The organism is Neisseria leonii, assembly GCF_028776105.2.
GTDB classification, from domain to species: Bacteria; Pseudomonadota; Gammaproteobacteria; order Burkholderiales; family Neisseriaceae; genus Neisseria; species Neisseria leonii.
In genome coordinates this window covers 80,996-95,929 of sequence record NZ_CP145606.1, presented here as the reverse complement: position 1 = coordinate 95,929, position 14,934 = coordinate 80,996, and the positions used below count along the sequence as shown (strand labels likewise).

The 14,934-nt window shown below is 57.3% G+C and carries 20 protein-coding genes; all 20 read right to left on the bottom strand.

All coding sequences use genetic code 11. From position 1 onward, the window contains the following. Positions 1 to 83: 83 nt before the first annotated feature. The gene (locus tag ORY85_RS00510) at positions 84 to 374 is read right to left on the bottom strand and encodes a phage tail assembly protein (RefSeq protein WP_274570670.1); all 291 of its coding nucleotides are present in this window, start codon (positions 372 to 374) and stop codon (positions 84 to 86) included. Between the two features lie 104 nt (positions 375 to 478). Then, positions 479 to 1,390 carry an SAP domain-containing protein gene (locus ORY85_RS00505; RefSeq protein WP_274570671.1) on the bottom strand — a complete coding sequence of 304 codons (912 nt, stop codon included), beginning with the start codon at positions 1,388 to 1,390 and terminating at the stop codon, positions 479 to 481. A 94-nt stretch (positions 1,391 to 1,484) separates the two neighbouring features. Continuing rightward, complete coding sequence (locus tag ORY85_RS00500; protein WP_274570672.1) at positions 1,485 to 1,682, bottom strand: hypothetical protein; 198 nt, start codon at positions 1,680 to 1,682, stop codon at positions 1,485 to 1,487. A gap of 90 nt (positions 1,683 to 1,772) precedes the next feature. Beyond that, a complete protein-coding gene (locus ORY85_RS00495) occupies positions 1,773 to 2,189 on the bottom strand; it encodes a type II toxin-antitoxin system HicB family antitoxin (RefSeq protein WP_274570673.1) in 417 nt (138 codons plus the stop codon). Between the two features lie 50 nt (positions 2,190 to 2,239). Then, complete coding sequence (locus ORY85_RS00490) at positions 2,240 to 2,422, bottom strand: type II toxin-antitoxin system HicA family toxin (RefSeq protein WP_274570674.1); 183 nt, start codon at positions 2,420 to 2,422, stop codon at positions 2,240 to 2,242. Between the two features lie 127 nt (positions 2,423 to 2,549). Beyond that, positions 2,550 to 2,900 carry a phage tail tube protein gene (locus ORY85_RS00485; protein ID WP_274570675.1) on the bottom strand — a complete coding sequence of 117 codons (351 nt, stop codon included), beginning with the start codon at positions 2,898 to 2,900 and terminating at the stop codon, positions 2,550 to 2,552. A gap of 11 nt (positions 2,901 to 2,911) precedes the next feature. Next, positions 2,912 to 4,414 carry a phage tail sheath subtilisin-like domain-containing protein gene (locus tag ORY85_RS00480; RefSeq protein ID WP_274570676.1) on the bottom strand — a complete coding sequence of 501 codons (1,503 nt, stop codon included), beginning with the start codon at positions 4,412 to 4,414 and terminating at the stop codon, positions 2,912 to 2,914. Beyond that, the gene (locus ORY85_RS00475; protein ID WP_274570677.1) at positions 4,414 to 4,587 is read right to left on the bottom strand and encodes a DUF2635 domain-containing protein; all 174 of its coding nucleotides are present in this window, start codon (positions 4,585 to 4,587) and stop codon (positions 4,414 to 4,416) included. The genes ORY85_RS00480 and ORY85_RS00475 overlap by 1 nt, the downstream gene beginning before the upstream one ends. After that, entirely contained in the window at positions 4,584 to 5,198 is a 615-nt protein-coding gene (locus ORY85_RS00470; protein ID WP_274570678.1) for a hypothetical protein, read from the bottom strand. The genes ORY85_RS00475 and ORY85_RS00470 overlap by 4 nt, the downstream gene beginning before the upstream one ends. Next, complete coding sequence (locus tag ORY85_RS00465) at positions 5,195 to 5,677, bottom strand: HK97 gp10 family phage protein (RefSeq protein ID WP_274570679.1); 483 nt, start codon at positions 5,675 to 5,677, stop codon at positions 5,195 to 5,197. Before ORY85_RS00465 ends, ORY85_RS00470 begins: the two co-directional genes overlap by 4 nt. Next, on the bottom strand, positions 5,674 to 6,270 hold the full coding sequence (locus tag ORY85_RS00460) for a hypothetical protein (RefSeq protein WP_274570680.1): 597 nt from the start codon (positions 6,268 to 6,270) through the stop codon (positions 5,674 to 5,676). Before ORY85_RS00460 ends, ORY85_RS00465 begins: the two co-directional genes overlap by 4 nt. Beyond that, a complete protein-coding gene (locus ORY85_RS00455) occupies positions 6,271 to 6,597 on the bottom strand; it encodes a hypothetical protein (RefSeq protein ID WP_274570681.1) in 327 nt (108 codons plus the stop codon). Positions 6,598 to 6,649: 52 nt separating this feature from the next. Continuing rightward, positions 6,650 to 9,223 (bottom strand): phage protease, encoded by a 2,574-nt coding sequence (locus ORY85_RS00450; protein ID WP_274570682.1) that lies wholly within the window; start codon positions 9,221 to 9,223, stop codon positions 6,650 to 6,652. Positions 9,224 to 9,354: 131 nt separating this feature from the next. Continuing rightward, positions 9,355 to 9,915: a hypothetical protein gene (locus ORY85_RS00445; RefSeq protein ID WP_274570683.1), complete on the bottom strand. Its 561-nt coding sequence runs from the start codon at positions 9,913 to 9,915 to the stop codon at positions 9,355 to 9,357. Between the two features lie 92 nt (positions 9,916 to 10,007). After that, on the bottom strand, positions 10,008 to 10,367 hold the full coding sequence (locus tag ORY85_RS00440; protein ID WP_274570684.1) for a hypothetical protein: 360 nt from the start codon (positions 10,365 to 10,367) through the stop codon (positions 10,008 to 10,010). Further along, positions 10,349 to 11,614, bottom strand: a complete 1,266-nt coding sequence (locus ORY85_RS00435) for a hypothetical protein (protein WP_274570685.1) — start codon at positions 11,612 to 11,614, stop codon at positions 10,349 to 10,351. The genes ORY85_RS00440 and ORY85_RS00435 overlap by 19 nt, the downstream gene beginning before the upstream one ends. Next, positions 11,611 to 12,930, bottom strand: a complete 1,320-nt coding sequence (locus ORY85_RS00430; protein WP_274570686.1) for a hypothetical protein — start codon at positions 12,928 to 12,930, stop codon at positions 11,611 to 11,613. Before ORY85_RS00430 ends, ORY85_RS00435 begins: the two co-directional genes overlap by 4 nt. Continuing rightward, positions 12,927 to 13,154: a hypothetical protein gene (locus tag ORY85_RS00425; protein ID WP_274570687.1), complete on the bottom strand. Its 228-nt coding sequence runs from the start codon at positions 13,152 to 13,154 to the stop codon at positions 12,927 to 12,929. The genes ORY85_RS00430 and ORY85_RS00425 overlap by 4 nt, the downstream gene beginning before the upstream one ends. Continuing rightward, positions 13,154 to 14,800, bottom strand: coding sequence for a hypothetical protein (locus ORY85_RS00420; protein ID WP_274570688.1), 1,647 nt, complete (start codon positions 14,798 to 14,800; stop codon positions 13,154 to 13,156). The genes ORY85_RS00425 and ORY85_RS00420 overlap by 1 nt, the downstream gene beginning before the upstream one ends. Then, on the bottom strand, positions 14,769 to 14,933 hold the full coding sequence (locus tag ORY85_RS00415; protein ID WP_274570689.1) for a hypothetical protein: 165 nt from the start codon (positions 14,931 to 14,933) through the stop codon (positions 14,769 to 14,771). Before ORY85_RS00415 ends, ORY85_RS00420 begins: the two co-directional genes overlap by 32 nt. Between the last annotated feature and the right edge of the window lies 1 nt (position 14,934).

Here is a 14,934-nt window from a genome sequence, read left to right as displayed (position 1 = left end):
GGGCGGCAGGCGCAGGATTTCGTCTTCCGTCCAACCGGTTTTAATGGCGAGCAGCAGCACTTTTTGCCAAAAGCCGCGCCGCTCTAAACGCCTTTTCCCTCCTGATCCCAATCATCCATGGCTTTGGACAGGATCTGCCAGTCTGCCGGCTGCAATGCGCGCATCATGCCCATGGTTACCGGCACGTCCGCACCTTCGAGCTTTTCAATGCAGCGGCAACACAGCGCAACTTTGAACGATATCGGGTTGTAGGCGGGCGCGTCGTCTTCGGCGGCCATCAGGTCGCCCAGATTGGGTGCGCGCAGCACCACGTCTTGATAGGCCTTGCCGCCGACAGAAAATCCGTGTTTTAAGGTAATCACTTGGGTACGCATTGGGTGTTCTCCATAAAAAAACAGCCCGATTTTCGGGCTGTTTGCGGGCATAAAACAGGGGGATTTTTGAGACAAAAAAGCAGCCTGAAAGGTTTCAGGCTGCTTTAAGACGGCTGCTTAAGCCGTTCGTCATTCGAGTAAACAATATCAAACAGACAATTGCAGGCATGGTAAGGATGTTCGCATTCTTCCGGCGGCCAAGTATCGGGCAGATTGTCTCTCGGGCAGATACCGGCTAATTGTTGGCTGTGCCGGCAAAATGTGGACACCGGCCTGAATTCCAGACCGTAAGCATCGGGATTACAGTTCACGGCGTGCTGCATCACATAATAATTTCTCTGATTGAGCAGCTTAATAAACTCCATCGAATGCGACCGCTCTTTTTCGTCCAAATAAATGCCCAAGGTTCGCGCTTTCTCCGTAGGCGTATAGAAACCGTTTTCATTGACAATCTCGGCGGCAATTTCGGGCAGCTGTGCAAACAGCCTGTCCAGTAACTCGGCCTTGCGGCCGCTTAACGGCAGATCATGCTCCCTGAAAATCTGCTTAATCTGTTCAACCGTCAGACTGTTGTCCACGACCGCATAAGGCTCGGCTGCCTGAAAATAACCTTCCCGCACCATGGTTAGAAAAACTTGGTCGGCCTGATCGATTTTCTGTTGGAAAAACAGGTTAAGCGGCAGCCTGATTTTTGACTCAAAAGCCAAGCACATCAAAAACTCTTCCTTTTTTGTTAAAGGTTTGCGCAATTGGTGTGCGTTGATTTCCTCTTCGTATCCTTCGCGGATTTTTTCATTCAGCCATTGGTGCAGATCGGCGCGGTATTCTTCTTCCGTCTGTTGGCTTTGCCGGCCGGTATCGGGCTTTTCCGCTCCCCATACCCCCAATACAATCAGCAATCCGAACACCGCTACCGGCAGCAGCAGCCACCAGCCGAACGCTTCCCATAAAAACGTGATGACCACGACCAACAGGCCGAGAATCAGCAAAACCCCGTCCCCCGTTTTCTTCGCCATTTCAATCCCCTTGTTCGGAAAAGCGAAGTCATTATAAACAAAAAGGCCGTCTGAAACATCGCGGTTTCAGACGGCCTATATTTAGACAGACGTATTATTTATACAGCTTGGATTTACCGCTGCACACTTTTTTAGATTTGCTGATTGAGCCGTCTTTGCAGACAAATTTGCTGCCAGAGCAGTGGGAAATTCCCCCTTTCTTGCCCGAACACGGCTCCCGCCCTTTTGCTTGGGCACTCAACGGTGCCAGTAATACGGCAGCGGCAGCAAGCGTACACAATAATTTTTTCATTGAGACATCTCCTTTACGTTGGCAGGAAAAGCGAAGTTAGCACAAAACAGGCTGCCTGAAACCGTTCTCAGACGGCCTTTGCCGACAAGTTTACGAAAAGCTGATATTCACCCGTTTACCCAAGCGGGCGGCGGCTTGTTCGATAAAGTCCAGTTTGGTATTGTGGCGCAAATCCAGCAGGCGGTCGATTTGCGGCATATGCACATCCAGCCGCCGCGCCATCTCGGCTTTTTTGATGCCCTGTGCGATCATTTCGTTCAGCAGCAACACTTTGGCGGTTTCGAGTGCGGGCAGCAGCACGGTGCCGTCGGCAGCGGCGGCGGAAGGCAGCGGCACGGCGCGGCGGTCGGCAAAATAGCCTTCCAAGGCGCAGATCAGGCCGTCCAAGGCTTCCAAAGGGGCACTGTCGGCATCTTCGGCCACGGCTGCCGCTTCGGGAATGTCGGGGAAGGTCACCAGCAGGGTGCCGTTGTCGTCGGGGGTGAGGGTGTAGGGGTAAGCGAGCATTATGATGTCCTTTTGTTTCCTGTATCGGCAAGCCCTTGCGGGCTTGCCCTTTATTTGAGTCCTAAGTCTTTCTTGATTTTGTTGACCAGCCCGGTACCGATTTCTTTGCTGCCGTGGTTGGGGAACACCGAGGTTTTGCCGTTCAGCCTGATCAGTTGGTGGCTGCCGCGTTTCTGATGGGTAAATTCAACGCCTTGCGCCAGCAGCCATTTCTTAAATTCACTGTACTTCATTGGTTTGCCCTGCTGTTTCGACGGCTGTATTGTGCAACAATTTTGTTGTATTTGCAACAATTTTGTTGCTTTTTTTTGCAAAAAAATACCGCTCCGAAGAGCGGTAACAAGAGGAACGGGAAACCAGTTAGATTAATTGGGCGGGGCGGCCGACCAGGGTAATTTTGACCTTGCTTTTGCTTAAGCTCAAAGTGTCTTCGACGGCGGCGTCGCGCACCATATAGCGCAGGCCGCTGTCGGTCTCGAACACCGCCGCGCCTTCCCACGCCTGCAGGGCGACCAAATCGATGTCGGCGGTGTGGATAATCGAGCCGGTAATTTTGGCGGGTTTGATTTCCTCAACGGCGTGGCCGACCAAGCCGTGTACTGACATTTGCGCCTTTTTGGCTTCGCCGCCGATGTCCAGCTCGGCGTCGTTGTCGGTGTGCAGTTTGGTGCCGGCCAGGCTGATAAAGCATTTTCCGGTTACTTTTGCCATGATGGGTCTCCTTACAGGCGGTATTCAACCGATGCGGCGAAGGTGCGGAACTGGTTGACCAGATTCGGCGGCAGCACGGCGTTGATGCGGTTGGGGTCGGTGAGCGAGCGCACCACCTTACGGCGTTTGCGGCTCTGCTCGGTCTGCTCGATGATGCCGGCGGTTTCCAAATCGGCTTCGACGGCGGTAATCAGGTCACTGATGATTTGCGGCGAAACAAACTTTTGGCCGGGGCCGATATTAGTGCCGTCGTCCACCAGTTTGTGGCGCGGGAATTTGAGCGCGATTTGGGTGCGGATGACATAGCGGTAGTAATCCACCGTCCATTTGGTTTCCAGCGATGCCAGTGAGCTGTCGGCAATGCCGGCGGCGTTTTCTTGGTAAGTGGTCACGATGCGCTCCAGATAGATATTGCCGTCGCGCGATACGGTTGTCGTGGAGATGCCGTCGCGCACCAGCAGCGTGCGCTCGTTATACGAAAAGCGGTCTTTCAGGCGCGGCGCGAGTACGGCCGGTACTTTAACGGCTTTGAGCGGCAGGGCGGGATCGTTGTTGCCGTAAAACAGGCAGGTAACGGCCAGTGCGGCGGCGCGCTGCGCCGTCCAAGTCGGGCAGCCTTTTAAGCCCCAGATGCTGCTGTGGGCACTGTTGCGTTTGTTGCCGGCGGTGGTCAGTTCGGCATGGCTGCCGTCGATGGCCAAAAAGGCATGGGCGGTGCGCATGTCCATGCCGCCCCAGCGGCCGTCAAAATCGTTTTCCAGCGCCTTGATATTGGCTTCGTCGTTGTAGGGGCTGGCCACGACATAAAACCAGTCTTCGGATACCGCCGCCAAAGCCGCCGCCACGCTCGGGCTGCCGCTGCCGCCGGCCAGTTTGCCGATGCCGTTTTCGCCGCCCGATACGGTGCAGCTGATGCCGGCCGGCAGGGTGTCGCTGTCATAGTAGGTGGCGGCGATTTCCAGTCCGTTGTGCGCCTCACCTTTATGGCGGGCGGTGAGTGTTAACGTGCCGGCAGACGCCGCTGCGGTAACCGGCAGGGTTGTATCGGCATTGATTGCCGTGGCCAGCCGCGCGGCCAAGATTTCGGCGGTATCGCCCAATGATGCGGCCGCCTGAACGGCTTGGCCGCCAATATACAGCGTGAGCGTGCGCGGCACGGTAACCTGTCCGCCCAAAGTAACGGTGGCGGTGGCGGCCGTGCCGGACGGATTGTCGTCCAAGGCAACGGCGTACACGTCCACCAGCCCGATTTCGTCGGTAACGGTTTCCACCGTACTAAACATTTGGTGCAGCATCGAGCCGCGGCCGAATTTGGCTTCCGCATCGGCGGCGTTGAGTACGCGCACCGGCGTTAAGGCAGGCGTGTTGCCCGTTGGCAGGCGCTGGCCGATCACCAGAGCTTTGCGCTCGGCATTGACCAGATTGCCCAAAGCCTGCGACGGGTCGATTTCCAAAAACACGCCGCCCAGCGGTGTGTCGGCTGCGATGGTGTTGTAGGTAATGTTGTCGGCCATTATTTTGCCCCTTTGGTTTTACTGTCGTTGATTGGCAGCAGATCGCCGTCGGCAATGCGCCGCAGATAATAGGCCGTCTGAAACACGGTTTGGCCGTGTTCGGCAACGTAGCCCGTGCCGTCTTCCAGGCGCACCTTGATGCCGTCGCGCGGCTTGACTGTGATTTGATTCATGGTTTTAGCTCCAATGTAAGGCTTGCGTCCGGCTGTTCGGCGGTTTGCGCGTCGCGCAGCCATTTTTGGTGTACCGCATCCGTTTCGTGCGGCTCGGCATCGATTTTGATGTCCGCCCCGTCAAACGGTGTAATCAGCACATGCGGCGGATACATATTCGGCGGCGCGGGCAGATTGCCGAAATCCCAATCGGTGCAGGCTTCGTTGATCGGCCCGTACTGCGCCCGCAGTAAAAACCAGCCGAACGGCGCTTTGCTGTGCGCCGAAAACTCCACATCCTGCACTTCGATATTCGGCAGACCGCCGGTGTTGCGCAGATAAGCGCGCAGCTCGGAATACAGCGCCAGCTCCGCCGCTTCGACCAATGCGCCCATGGTGTCTTTGTTTGCCGGCAACTCGATTTCCACCTGTCCGGTAATCAGGATTTGCAGCGTGGCCGACCAGTCGCCGTCGCCTTTTATCCGCTCCAGCATCACGGTAACCACACCTTTGAGCAATTCGTCGCGGCGGATTTCGGCGTGGTCAATCAGGCTGCCTGAAACCATGCGCTGCGGCAGCGCGGCGGCAATGCCGCGCTTGAGCTTTTCGATTTCGTAGGCATAAATATTCATGTGAATACGCGCTCCACCCCGCGCTGTACAAAGCGGTCGATAATCCGCCGCATTTCCGGCTCGGCACGCTCAAAAGACGGCTGCCAAAACGGATGCGCCTTGGTGCCGTGGCGGTAAATGTGTTTGGCCAGTGCGAAAGCCTGCCGTTTCGGATTGACCGCCCCGCGAATCTTCAGCCAAGCCGCCAGCGCATAACTGTTCGGAAAATAGCCGGGCTTGGTGCCCTCTTCCAAATACCGCGCATAGGCGGTATTCGGCGACACGGTGCGCTCCAACAGGCCGCTGCGCTCGAAATTGACCGACTGCACCAGCTGCGAAGTGGCCAAGCTGTCGTTGTCGCGCAAGGTGTCCTGCGCGGTGCGTACCATTTTTAAGGCCGCCTGATCCAAGCCCTTGTCCAACTCGCGGCTCATCACATCGGGCGCACGGCGGAAAGCTTCCCGCACCCGATCGGCTTCGACTGTGTATTCAATCTTCATCTTGCCGCCAAGCGTTCAAATTCCGCCAGCAGCTGTTCATACAGATAAGCGGGCGTACCGTTTTTCGGGGTGGCACTGATGCCTTCGCGGATGTTGTAGGCGGTGGTGGCGTTTTTCGCCGCCAGCTCGCGCATGGCTTCGGCCTGTGCGCGCAACAGCAGCAGGTTTTCCATGCCCCGCACTTCGTCCCACCTCCAATCGGCGCGGTATTCGATTTCGGCGATGCTGCCCAAAATATCCAATTGGCGCACAGACGGCGCAGGATTGGCGCGCAAAAAGCGCTCGCCCGCTTCGTTGTAGGTCAGCGACCATTCGGGCAGCCGGCCGACCGCATCATCCTGCCACGGCTGGCTGTGCGCTTTATGGCTGCGCCCCCAATAGGCCGCCTGAACGGCGCGGCAGTTGGCCGGACAGGGATAGAGATTGCGCCCCGCCGCCAACTGCACCCAAGTGACGCACAGCTTGGGCTTGATTTGGCTCAAAGCCGCCAGCGCCGTTTCGGCGTGCCGCTCCAAATCGGCATCGGCAAATGCCCGAACGCTGTCCAGCAGCGATGCTTTATAGCGGGCAAGGAACGCGGCGCGGGCAGGCATTTAACCCTGCTCCTGCTGCTCGGCCGACAGGGCCAGCAAACGCTCGGCCACCGCGCCCAGCACGCCTTTGCGCTGCTGGCCGGTCTGCTCCATATCGCCCAAACGCTCCAGCTCATCCAAGCTTAAGTGCTCCAGTTGGGCGGTAATCTCGTCCACCTTGCCTTTGAGCAGCTCCGCCAGCGGATCGGCGGCAACGGTTTCGGGATGCTGATGCGGCACGAGCGGCAGCAGGGAGCCGTCCACCAGACGGGTTTCGCCCGGCGGCACCATCACGCCGCCGATAAAGACGGCGTGGTTTTGTGTATTGTGATAAGGGATTTTCTGCATGGTTTTGTCCTTTCAGGCCGTCTGAAAACCTGTTTCAGACGGCCTTTAAGCCTTAAGCGCCAACCGCATCGCGGCCTTTTTTGCTGTACACCACAATCGAGGTGCAGGCTTGGCGCAGCGGTTTGGGCGTGTAAATCGCGTTGTACTCTTCGCCGTAGGCGGCTTTTTTGCCCAACGGGCGGCCGTGGCCGTCGGTCAGCTCGAACAGATCGCCGGTGGCAAAAGGTTTGACCACCGTGTAGCTGGTCAGGCCGCGCTGTCCGAACAGGATACGGTCGTCGCCCAAATCGGTGAGCGGCGCGTTGCTGCCGTAAACCGATACGCCTTTGATCACGCCCAAGTCGCCGTTGCCGTCGGTGTCGGTGCCGTTGCGTTTGCGCTCGGCGACAAAGTCGGTGGCGTTGGTGATTTGGTCGTTGAGCACCGGCGACATCAAGAGATAGTCGGGACGGTAGTAGCGCTGGCCGTCCATCATCGCCTTGCGGCTGCCGACCAGTCGCAACAGGCCGTTCAAGTGCTCTTCCTGTGCCACGCCGGATGCAGCGTCCAGATTAAACAGCGCGACATTGGTAGCGCGGCTGTAAGAGATGGTGATGCCGCTTTGGCCGGGTTTGGCGCGGCCGGTTTCGTCCACCAACTGGAACACACCTTGGTTGTAGCTGGCGGCGCGCCAATAAGTGCCGCTGCTTTGCTGGCCGCTGCCGTCAAACGCAGGCACTTCCTGACCACCCACTTTCACCACAATCGGATGCTCGGGCAGGCCGACTGCGTCGCCTTGCAGATTGACTGCCTGATAGGGGCGGACAACCGGAAAATGCTCGGTTTTGAACTGGCCGTCGGCAGACTGGCCGCTGACGGATTCGTCGGCCACCGCCACCGCGCCGAAGGCATCGCTGCTGCGCTGGATTTCGTTCATCAGGCGGCGGGCGACCAGCTCGCGCAGAATGCGTGAATTACTTTGAATATTGCGGGCCAATGCGTCCCAATTGATCGCCGAAGTGCGGGTAAAGTGCACCACTTCGTTGCTGACCACCAAGGCCAGTTTCATTTGGTTCACAAAGGCGGTGTCCATGTGTTGGCTGACACCGGCAAACGGAATCGGCTGGCCTTCAAACACCATGCCGTCGTTCATTACCGCGCCCAATTCGCGGGTTTCATAAGGGATTTGGGTCGTGGCCTGTGCCGTGAAATCGGTCAGCGTATGCACCAGATTCAGGATATTCAAATCATGCAGCGCTTCTTTAATTACTTCGCGCTGCACGCCATAAGGTAGCGTGGTATTGCGCATATCGGTTTGTGTGCCCGACAGCATCTTGGCTTCGGCGTGCAACTCGCGGGCGAAATGGCGGTCAAACTCCGACAGCACTTTGGCCACAAACGGCGAGGTTTCCACCGCCAAAGCCAGCGGAATACCGGTTTTCTTCAACTGCTCGCCGTAAATGCCCGACAGCTGCTTCACGCCTTCGTCCGGCACGACAATGCGCGGCGTGCCGGCCACGTTGTAGCCCATTGCCGCCAGCTGATTGGCCGCCGTCATGCGGTTGCCCATGTCGATTTGGTGCGCCGCCAGCGCCTTAACCTGCTCTTCGGTGGCATGATCGGGCAGCAGCACTTTCGCGCTTTCGGCCAATTCTTTTTTCAGCTCGTCGCTCAAGCCTTCGGCCTGACCGATGGTTTCAGCGAGCAGCTTTTCGTTGTCGGCGCGGGTTTGCGCCAGCTTTTTCGCGTCTTCTTCCCGTGCCGCCAAGGCTTTGGCCACCGCATCGTTCACATCGTCAATCGATAATTTCTTTCCCGGATCAGGCTCCGCCAGCGATTTCTTGCCTGCATCGGCCTGATTGCCGGCGGATGCAGCAGCCTGATTGGTCTGCGCCGGCTTTGGCGCGTCTTCTTCCCATGCCGCCAGCATTTTCGCGGTGGTTTCCAGCTTGGTCATCACCGCTTCGGCTGCCGCGTCGTCGGTGTTTTCGTTGATGGCCGCTTCGCCCAGCTCTTTAATGCTGGCGCACACGGTTTTCGAGTAGCCCGCATCGGCGAGCTTTTTCAGCAATTCTTGCAATTTGTTCATTTTCTGCTTCGCTTTCGTAATCAAATCGTCGGCCAATTCCGACAACACATAGGTTTGACCGTCGGCTTCGCACGACAGCGTAACGGGGTCGAGCCGCTTGATGACGGGACGCACCGTCAAACCCGCGCCCAACAGGGTGGCACCGTGAAAACGGCCGACTTCGTTGTCCTGCCAGTTTTCGTGATATTCGGCGCTCAAATAGCTAAAGCCGCGCTCTTTCACGGCTTTCAGCCCAAAATCCGTCCATTCCACCAGCGCGCGCAGGCGGTTGCCCTCCACACTCAACTTCAGGATTTTCGCCGCCGAGCCGTCGCCCGGCTTATGGTTGACATCCAAAAACACATCTTGCCCCACCACGCCGGCATCAAAATTTTTCACCATGCTCGACAGCATAGGCGCGGTGATCTCAAAACGGCCGTAGCGCGGATCGGTAAACGAGCCGGTGCGGGTCAGCGTCACCCACGACGTTTTTTTGCCGTCGGCCGGCAAAGTAGCGGCCGCCGAGCAAACGCGCAGGGCTTCGGTGTGATCGGAAGACAATCGGAATAAACGGGACATATCTCAATCCGCAATGGGTAATGACAGCAGATTAAGGCAGGCGGAGCGTGCAAAACAGGGGGATTTTTGAGAAAAAAAGCAGCCTGAAACAGTGAAGTTTCAGGCTGCTTTTTAACAATTATTTGTTTAAATCAGCGTTTTTTCTTTCTTAAAAAGAAAAAACCGTCATGATCAAGCGTAAGGGACAGATTCGGGTCTTCGATAACCGCCTGTGCCACTTCGACTTTGACATGCGGTTGCAGGCGGGCGTGTTTGACCATATCGGCGAAAGCCTCATCCGGCTTGTCGACAATGTTGGTCAATAATCCTTTAAACACGTTGGCACATCCGCCGTTTTCCGGCCAGCCGATACTGTTGCCGTCTGCGTTATATTCGATACATTGCCCGCTTAACACATCAACATCCTTCGGATGCTTGCCGATGGCTTCCAATTCTTTTGCCGGAGTACCTTTTACTTCCCAACGTGTTCGCGGCAGGCCGTCGTTGCTTTTGTCATGACCGGGTTTGCCGATATTCAATCCGGCCAACGCCACGACAGGATCGATTTTATTAATGACAAAACGGTATTCCGTGAAAGTACGGTGGGTCTGTACCGGCGGCTTGGACGGGGGAACAGGTTCCGCTGGAGACGGTTCGTCTGAACAGGCGGTAATGGCGAACAGCAGCGGCAGAATACGGATATATTTCAACATGGTAGCAGTCTCCCTGTGGTCGGAAAGGCGAAGTTATTATAAACAGAAAAGCCGCCTGAATGAATTTCAGACGGCCTATTGTTTTTCAGCACCTAAACAGCCGAAGCCGCACGCAACCGGTCGGCATCTTCCCAAGCAGCTTTGAGTTTATCTAAAAAACGCGCTTTTTCATGCGGGGGCATATGGTCTTCTGCTTCGTCCAGCAGCTCGGCCCAATCATGCACCATATCGGCCAATTTGGGAGATTCTTCGGCAAAACGTTCGTAATATTCAAAACGCCAGTCATCCAACAGCAGGACAGCCAAACACCAATCATCGTCCCCATAAAAGCCCTGATCGTGATTTGCCGCCGAAATATCGGACGGCATGGCTGCAATCAGTTGCTTAGGATCTTCGCCGTCAATCAGGCGGCGGACTGTGTCCAAAAAGTGGGTCAGCTGTTTCTTTTCCATGTTTTTCCTGCGTATTTTCTTCTAACCACCGTAACGATGCTGCTGTCGTTTTCCGAGATGACGATGGCAAGCTGCAAACCGGCATCAAAAATAACCGCCCTGCCGTCCGGCTGGGTGAAATTGGGTGGGGTGTGCAGAATAATCTGTTTGACCTGCTCCACATCAATTCGATTGTAGCGTTGTGTCCGTTTCGGATCCAGCAACCTGCCTACCGCATGATCCGACAGCTCAATGCCGCTTTGGCTGAAATTGTAATACAAATCCTCGGCTTTCCGCTTAAATTCTGTGCTCCATACCTTGTTTCGGATCGCCCACACCGTATCCGGCATATCGGCGGGCTTCTGCGGGATGCTAGGATTGGGGCTGCGGCGCTCATCATCAAACACCGCCACCACATAGCTAAACGTGTTCGGGTGCGCCGGCCACGGACAGCTGGCGCGGTCGGGATAAACGCCTGCACCCAAGCCGTACAGGTCGGCGCTGGCGTGGGTGTCGCAGATGTCGGGTTTCGGGTGGCGCGGCGAAAGCATAAAGCGCACGCCGACCACACCGGCCGTCTGAAATGCCATGCCCATATAGGCTTCGCCGTGGGCGCGGATCAGTTCGGTGCGGAACAGCCGCTCGGCCTGATACAGCACGCCGCCTTTGGTGGCGGGATCGGGCGAGCCGGTCAATATGTCGCGGATGCTTTGGCGCAATGCACCGGCACGGGCGGCATCGTAGGCTTTGGCGATATGCGGCGGCACGCCGTCGCCGCTGCCCATACCGGCCAACACCGCATGATAGGCATCGTTGCCCTGCACAATCGCGGCTTTCAGGTGGTTGCCCAAGGTTTCGGCGGCGTGGCGGTCAAGCCGCCATAAGCGGTCGGACAGCTGCAGGCCGTCGGCGTGGACAAAATTTCGGACAAAATCTGCCGCTGCCTGCGCCGTCTGCTGCCGCACCGCCGCATCCAGCACACCGCCAAACGGCATCCCGGCCAGCAGCGCCAGCGTATGCAAATCCTGATTGAGCTCGTGGTCGCGCTGCTTGGCCAGCCGCTGCAAATTGGCGTGCATCACGGCCAGCAGATGATGCAGCTCGGACAACTCGACATGACGGCCGTCATCGCCGCGGATTTGGCCGGCGATCTGCTCGGCGGCGCGGCGGTACAGTTCGGCCGCTTCTTCTGCGCTGCGGTTCACATAGACATTGCGCTGGGCAATGGCCGCCAAGGTGGCGCGGCGGATTTTGTCGGCCTTATTCATCGGCTGCCCACACTCGTCATGCTCTCGCCTTTGGGCGCATTGCCGGGGGTGATGCTGATTTTATGGCCGTCTGCCTGCTGCGGATAAGGGTCGTAGAGCTTGGCGTCGTCTTCGCGGCGCTGCTCGACATCGGCGGCGTTGTAGCCCATTTCTTCCCAAATCATCGACTGCGGCATACCCAAGGCTTGCAGTTTCAGGGCGCGGTCGGTGGTTTGGCTTAAGGTTTCGGTGCGCCGTTCGGCAAAAGCTACCTGAAAGCCTGTGGGATTGATGCCTTGAAGCAGCAAATGCAGCCTGAAACCTTGGGTGTAGACCCAAGCGAGCACGTCCTGCAATTGGTCGACTTCGTCGTAATAATCGCGTTTCAAATCTTCCAAAATATCGCGCGCCATGCCGTCGGTGTAGCCCATCAGGCCTTTGGGCAGCGGGCTGCCGGCGAAAAAGCTGTCCAGCAGATAGACCACATCGCCGATTTCGCCCATGGTGGCATCGCCCTGAATGGCGGCAACACCGCCTTTTTTGTTGAGGTAAAAATCGGTGGTGATCAGGTCTTTATTGGCTTCGACGTTTTCGCGGTATTGCGCCATGTCTTCGGCAGTGGCGTTTTCCAGCACATGCGCCAGCCGCATCGGGCTGCGGTGGTGGCGGCGGATCACCAAGTCGGTATCGGTCATGCGCAGTTTGCGCCAAATCTCGCGGCTGGCGTCGAGAAACGGGCGGCCGAGACTGGATAAATCGTCGTAATTATCGGCATCCATCCGCGCCAAGGTCAGCTGCCAAAGCGAAAACACGGCAATATCCTGCCCCGTGCGCAAATCGTGCTGGGCATAGGCCGTCTGAACATCGGCAAAGCGGCCGTTGGGCAGTACATTCGGGCGGATGGTTTCAGACGGCATGCGTATGCCGCCGGCCACCTGCCCCGCTTCGTCCAACACCCATTGCAGCGGCAGATTGCCCTCCATAATCAGGCCGCGCGCATCGGATTTCAGTTTTTGCGCATTGTCCAATTGCACGCGGGCGGCAAATGCGGCCCACTCGCTGCGGATACGGGGGTTTTCCGCCGCCTGCAACAGCACCAGCCCGCCACGGGTTACGTCGCGGGCAATGCGGTTGTGGATGCGTTTCACCCGGCCGTCTTCCTTGTCCATGCGGCGGATATCGGCTACCACTGCGCGGTAGTCGTAATCCACCGTGCCGACGGCGTATTCCAGCCGCGACGCGCGCTCCGGCGTGGTGCGCATACCGATTTCCGAGCCGTTTTCCGGCCGGGGCAATGCAGCGGTTTGGCGGCGGAACAGGCGGCTAAACAGTTTCATGTTGATCCTTTCCGTGGCAGGCCGTAGGCAATATGCGCTTCGGTATCGGCCACAATCTTTAAGGTTTCGGCATCGGCCGGACGGACACTCTTCACATCACGCCAGCCGCGAATCAAGCCGGCGTGGTAACATTTTCGGATAAATTCGTCATCGCCGAAGGCTTCAATCCATTGCCGTTTCATTTCCGCCGCACGGGCTTGTTCCGCTTCGCTTAACTCTTCCATCAGCGTATCCCCAATAAATCTTCCTGCCGCACCGCGCGGGTCTGAATCACGCTCGGCACAAAGGTATTCGCACCGGCCGTCAGCAAGGCCATCACGGCGGCACAGGCCGCATCAAACATATCGTCGCCCAGCTTCGGATTGGCCATTTTGTAACTGTTATACGATGCCCCTTGCGCCGGTGTGGCTTTGATATTGCCCAATTGGCGGATAAAGGCCGCGAAGTCGGAGCTTTCGGCCTGCACCACATCCAGCACGCTCGGCCCCCAGCTCGTGTTGGCATCGTTTTTGGTTTTGAGCGCATCCGAGCCGTCATCAATAAACGGGATCGCTGCCTGATTGTTGTGAAACGCCTGCCGCAGCAGGCTGGCCATATTGTGTTTGACCATGCCCTCGAAGCGGATCGGCGCAAACGGCCACTGCTGCCAAGTCGATGCCGTCGACTGGCCGTCACCGATGGCGCGGCGGTCAATATCGGTTAAGCCGCGCGCATAAAGCTGGTCGTTCAGGCCGGTCAGCATGCCCAAGCCGTAGGCATCGCCCATGGCGTAATCGGGGCGGAAATAATCCCAAAAGCCTAACAAATCGCGCTGCACCACCGCATCATCCGTTCCCGCCGGCCAAGTTTTGACAAACGGAAAAGTGGCAAAATTGCCGATCTGTTCGCACACCACCAGCGCCGATTTCGAGGCGTGCGCCGATTCGCCGTGGCCCGAATGGTCATAACCGAAACTCAACAACCCGCGCTTTTTATAGCGCATGCCCGGCATCGGGCAGGCTGCCTGAAGCCCGGACTGCAAACCGACTGCCATCGCGCGGCGGATATATTTTTCCCAAATCCAGTTCTGTGCCGCCACGTTCATGCACAAAAACTGGCGTAAATATTCGGCTTCAGGCAGCTGCGCCTTCATTTCATCAATAAAGGCTTGGTTTAGGATGCCCAGCTCCACACCGAGATAGACATCAACAGGCGGCAGAATATGGTAGCCACCGGTGTTGATCAGTTCGGACAGCACATCCGCGCCCTTGTAAACGCCGGTAATGCGGATTTGCGGATCAAACTTTACACCCGCATCCACCCCCAGCCGCCGCGCCGAACCCAGCATCGGCAAAAAACGCGAAAACAGGCGGTCGGCCGGCATATCGTCGATTTCTTCCAGCGAGCCGATGCTCAAGCCGTCGCCGTCAATCTGGCTCATAATCCCGTAGCAGACGGCCTTACTGCCGTTGTCAAACTGGTAGCGCAGATCGGCCATCTGGCGGCGGCCGTTTTTATGGGCAATGTAACCCGTCAGAATCGGCGAGCGGCGGATGGCGTCCAAGTGGTACATCAGATTGGTTTGGCTCTGCTGCAAACGCGGCGCGACAATACCCTCTTCCTGGTACGGATGGGTGGCCAGATATTCCAGGCAGTACATCTCTTTCACTGCCGTTTTGCCGGTACGGCGGCAGGAAAAGTCCACCGTATTCGTATGGTCGTCCATTTCCTGCATTTTCAGGCACTGCATCGGATCAAGGTCGACGTTGTGGACGTGTTTGTGCCACAGCGCGTGCGGCTTTACTCCCGTTTCCGGGTCGGCCTTGGCATAGCGCATGATTTCCGCTTCGGCGCGGTGCTTAATTTTGATCCGCTGTGCCGCTGTCGACATCGTCCAACCACTCTTTCCAAGAGTCACCAAGCCACATCGTGCATTCGCACAGACGGCACACATCCAAAAAATACAGTTGCTCTTCCACAGTCAGCGCCACGCCGCAGCCTGAACAATATTCAGACGGCATCACG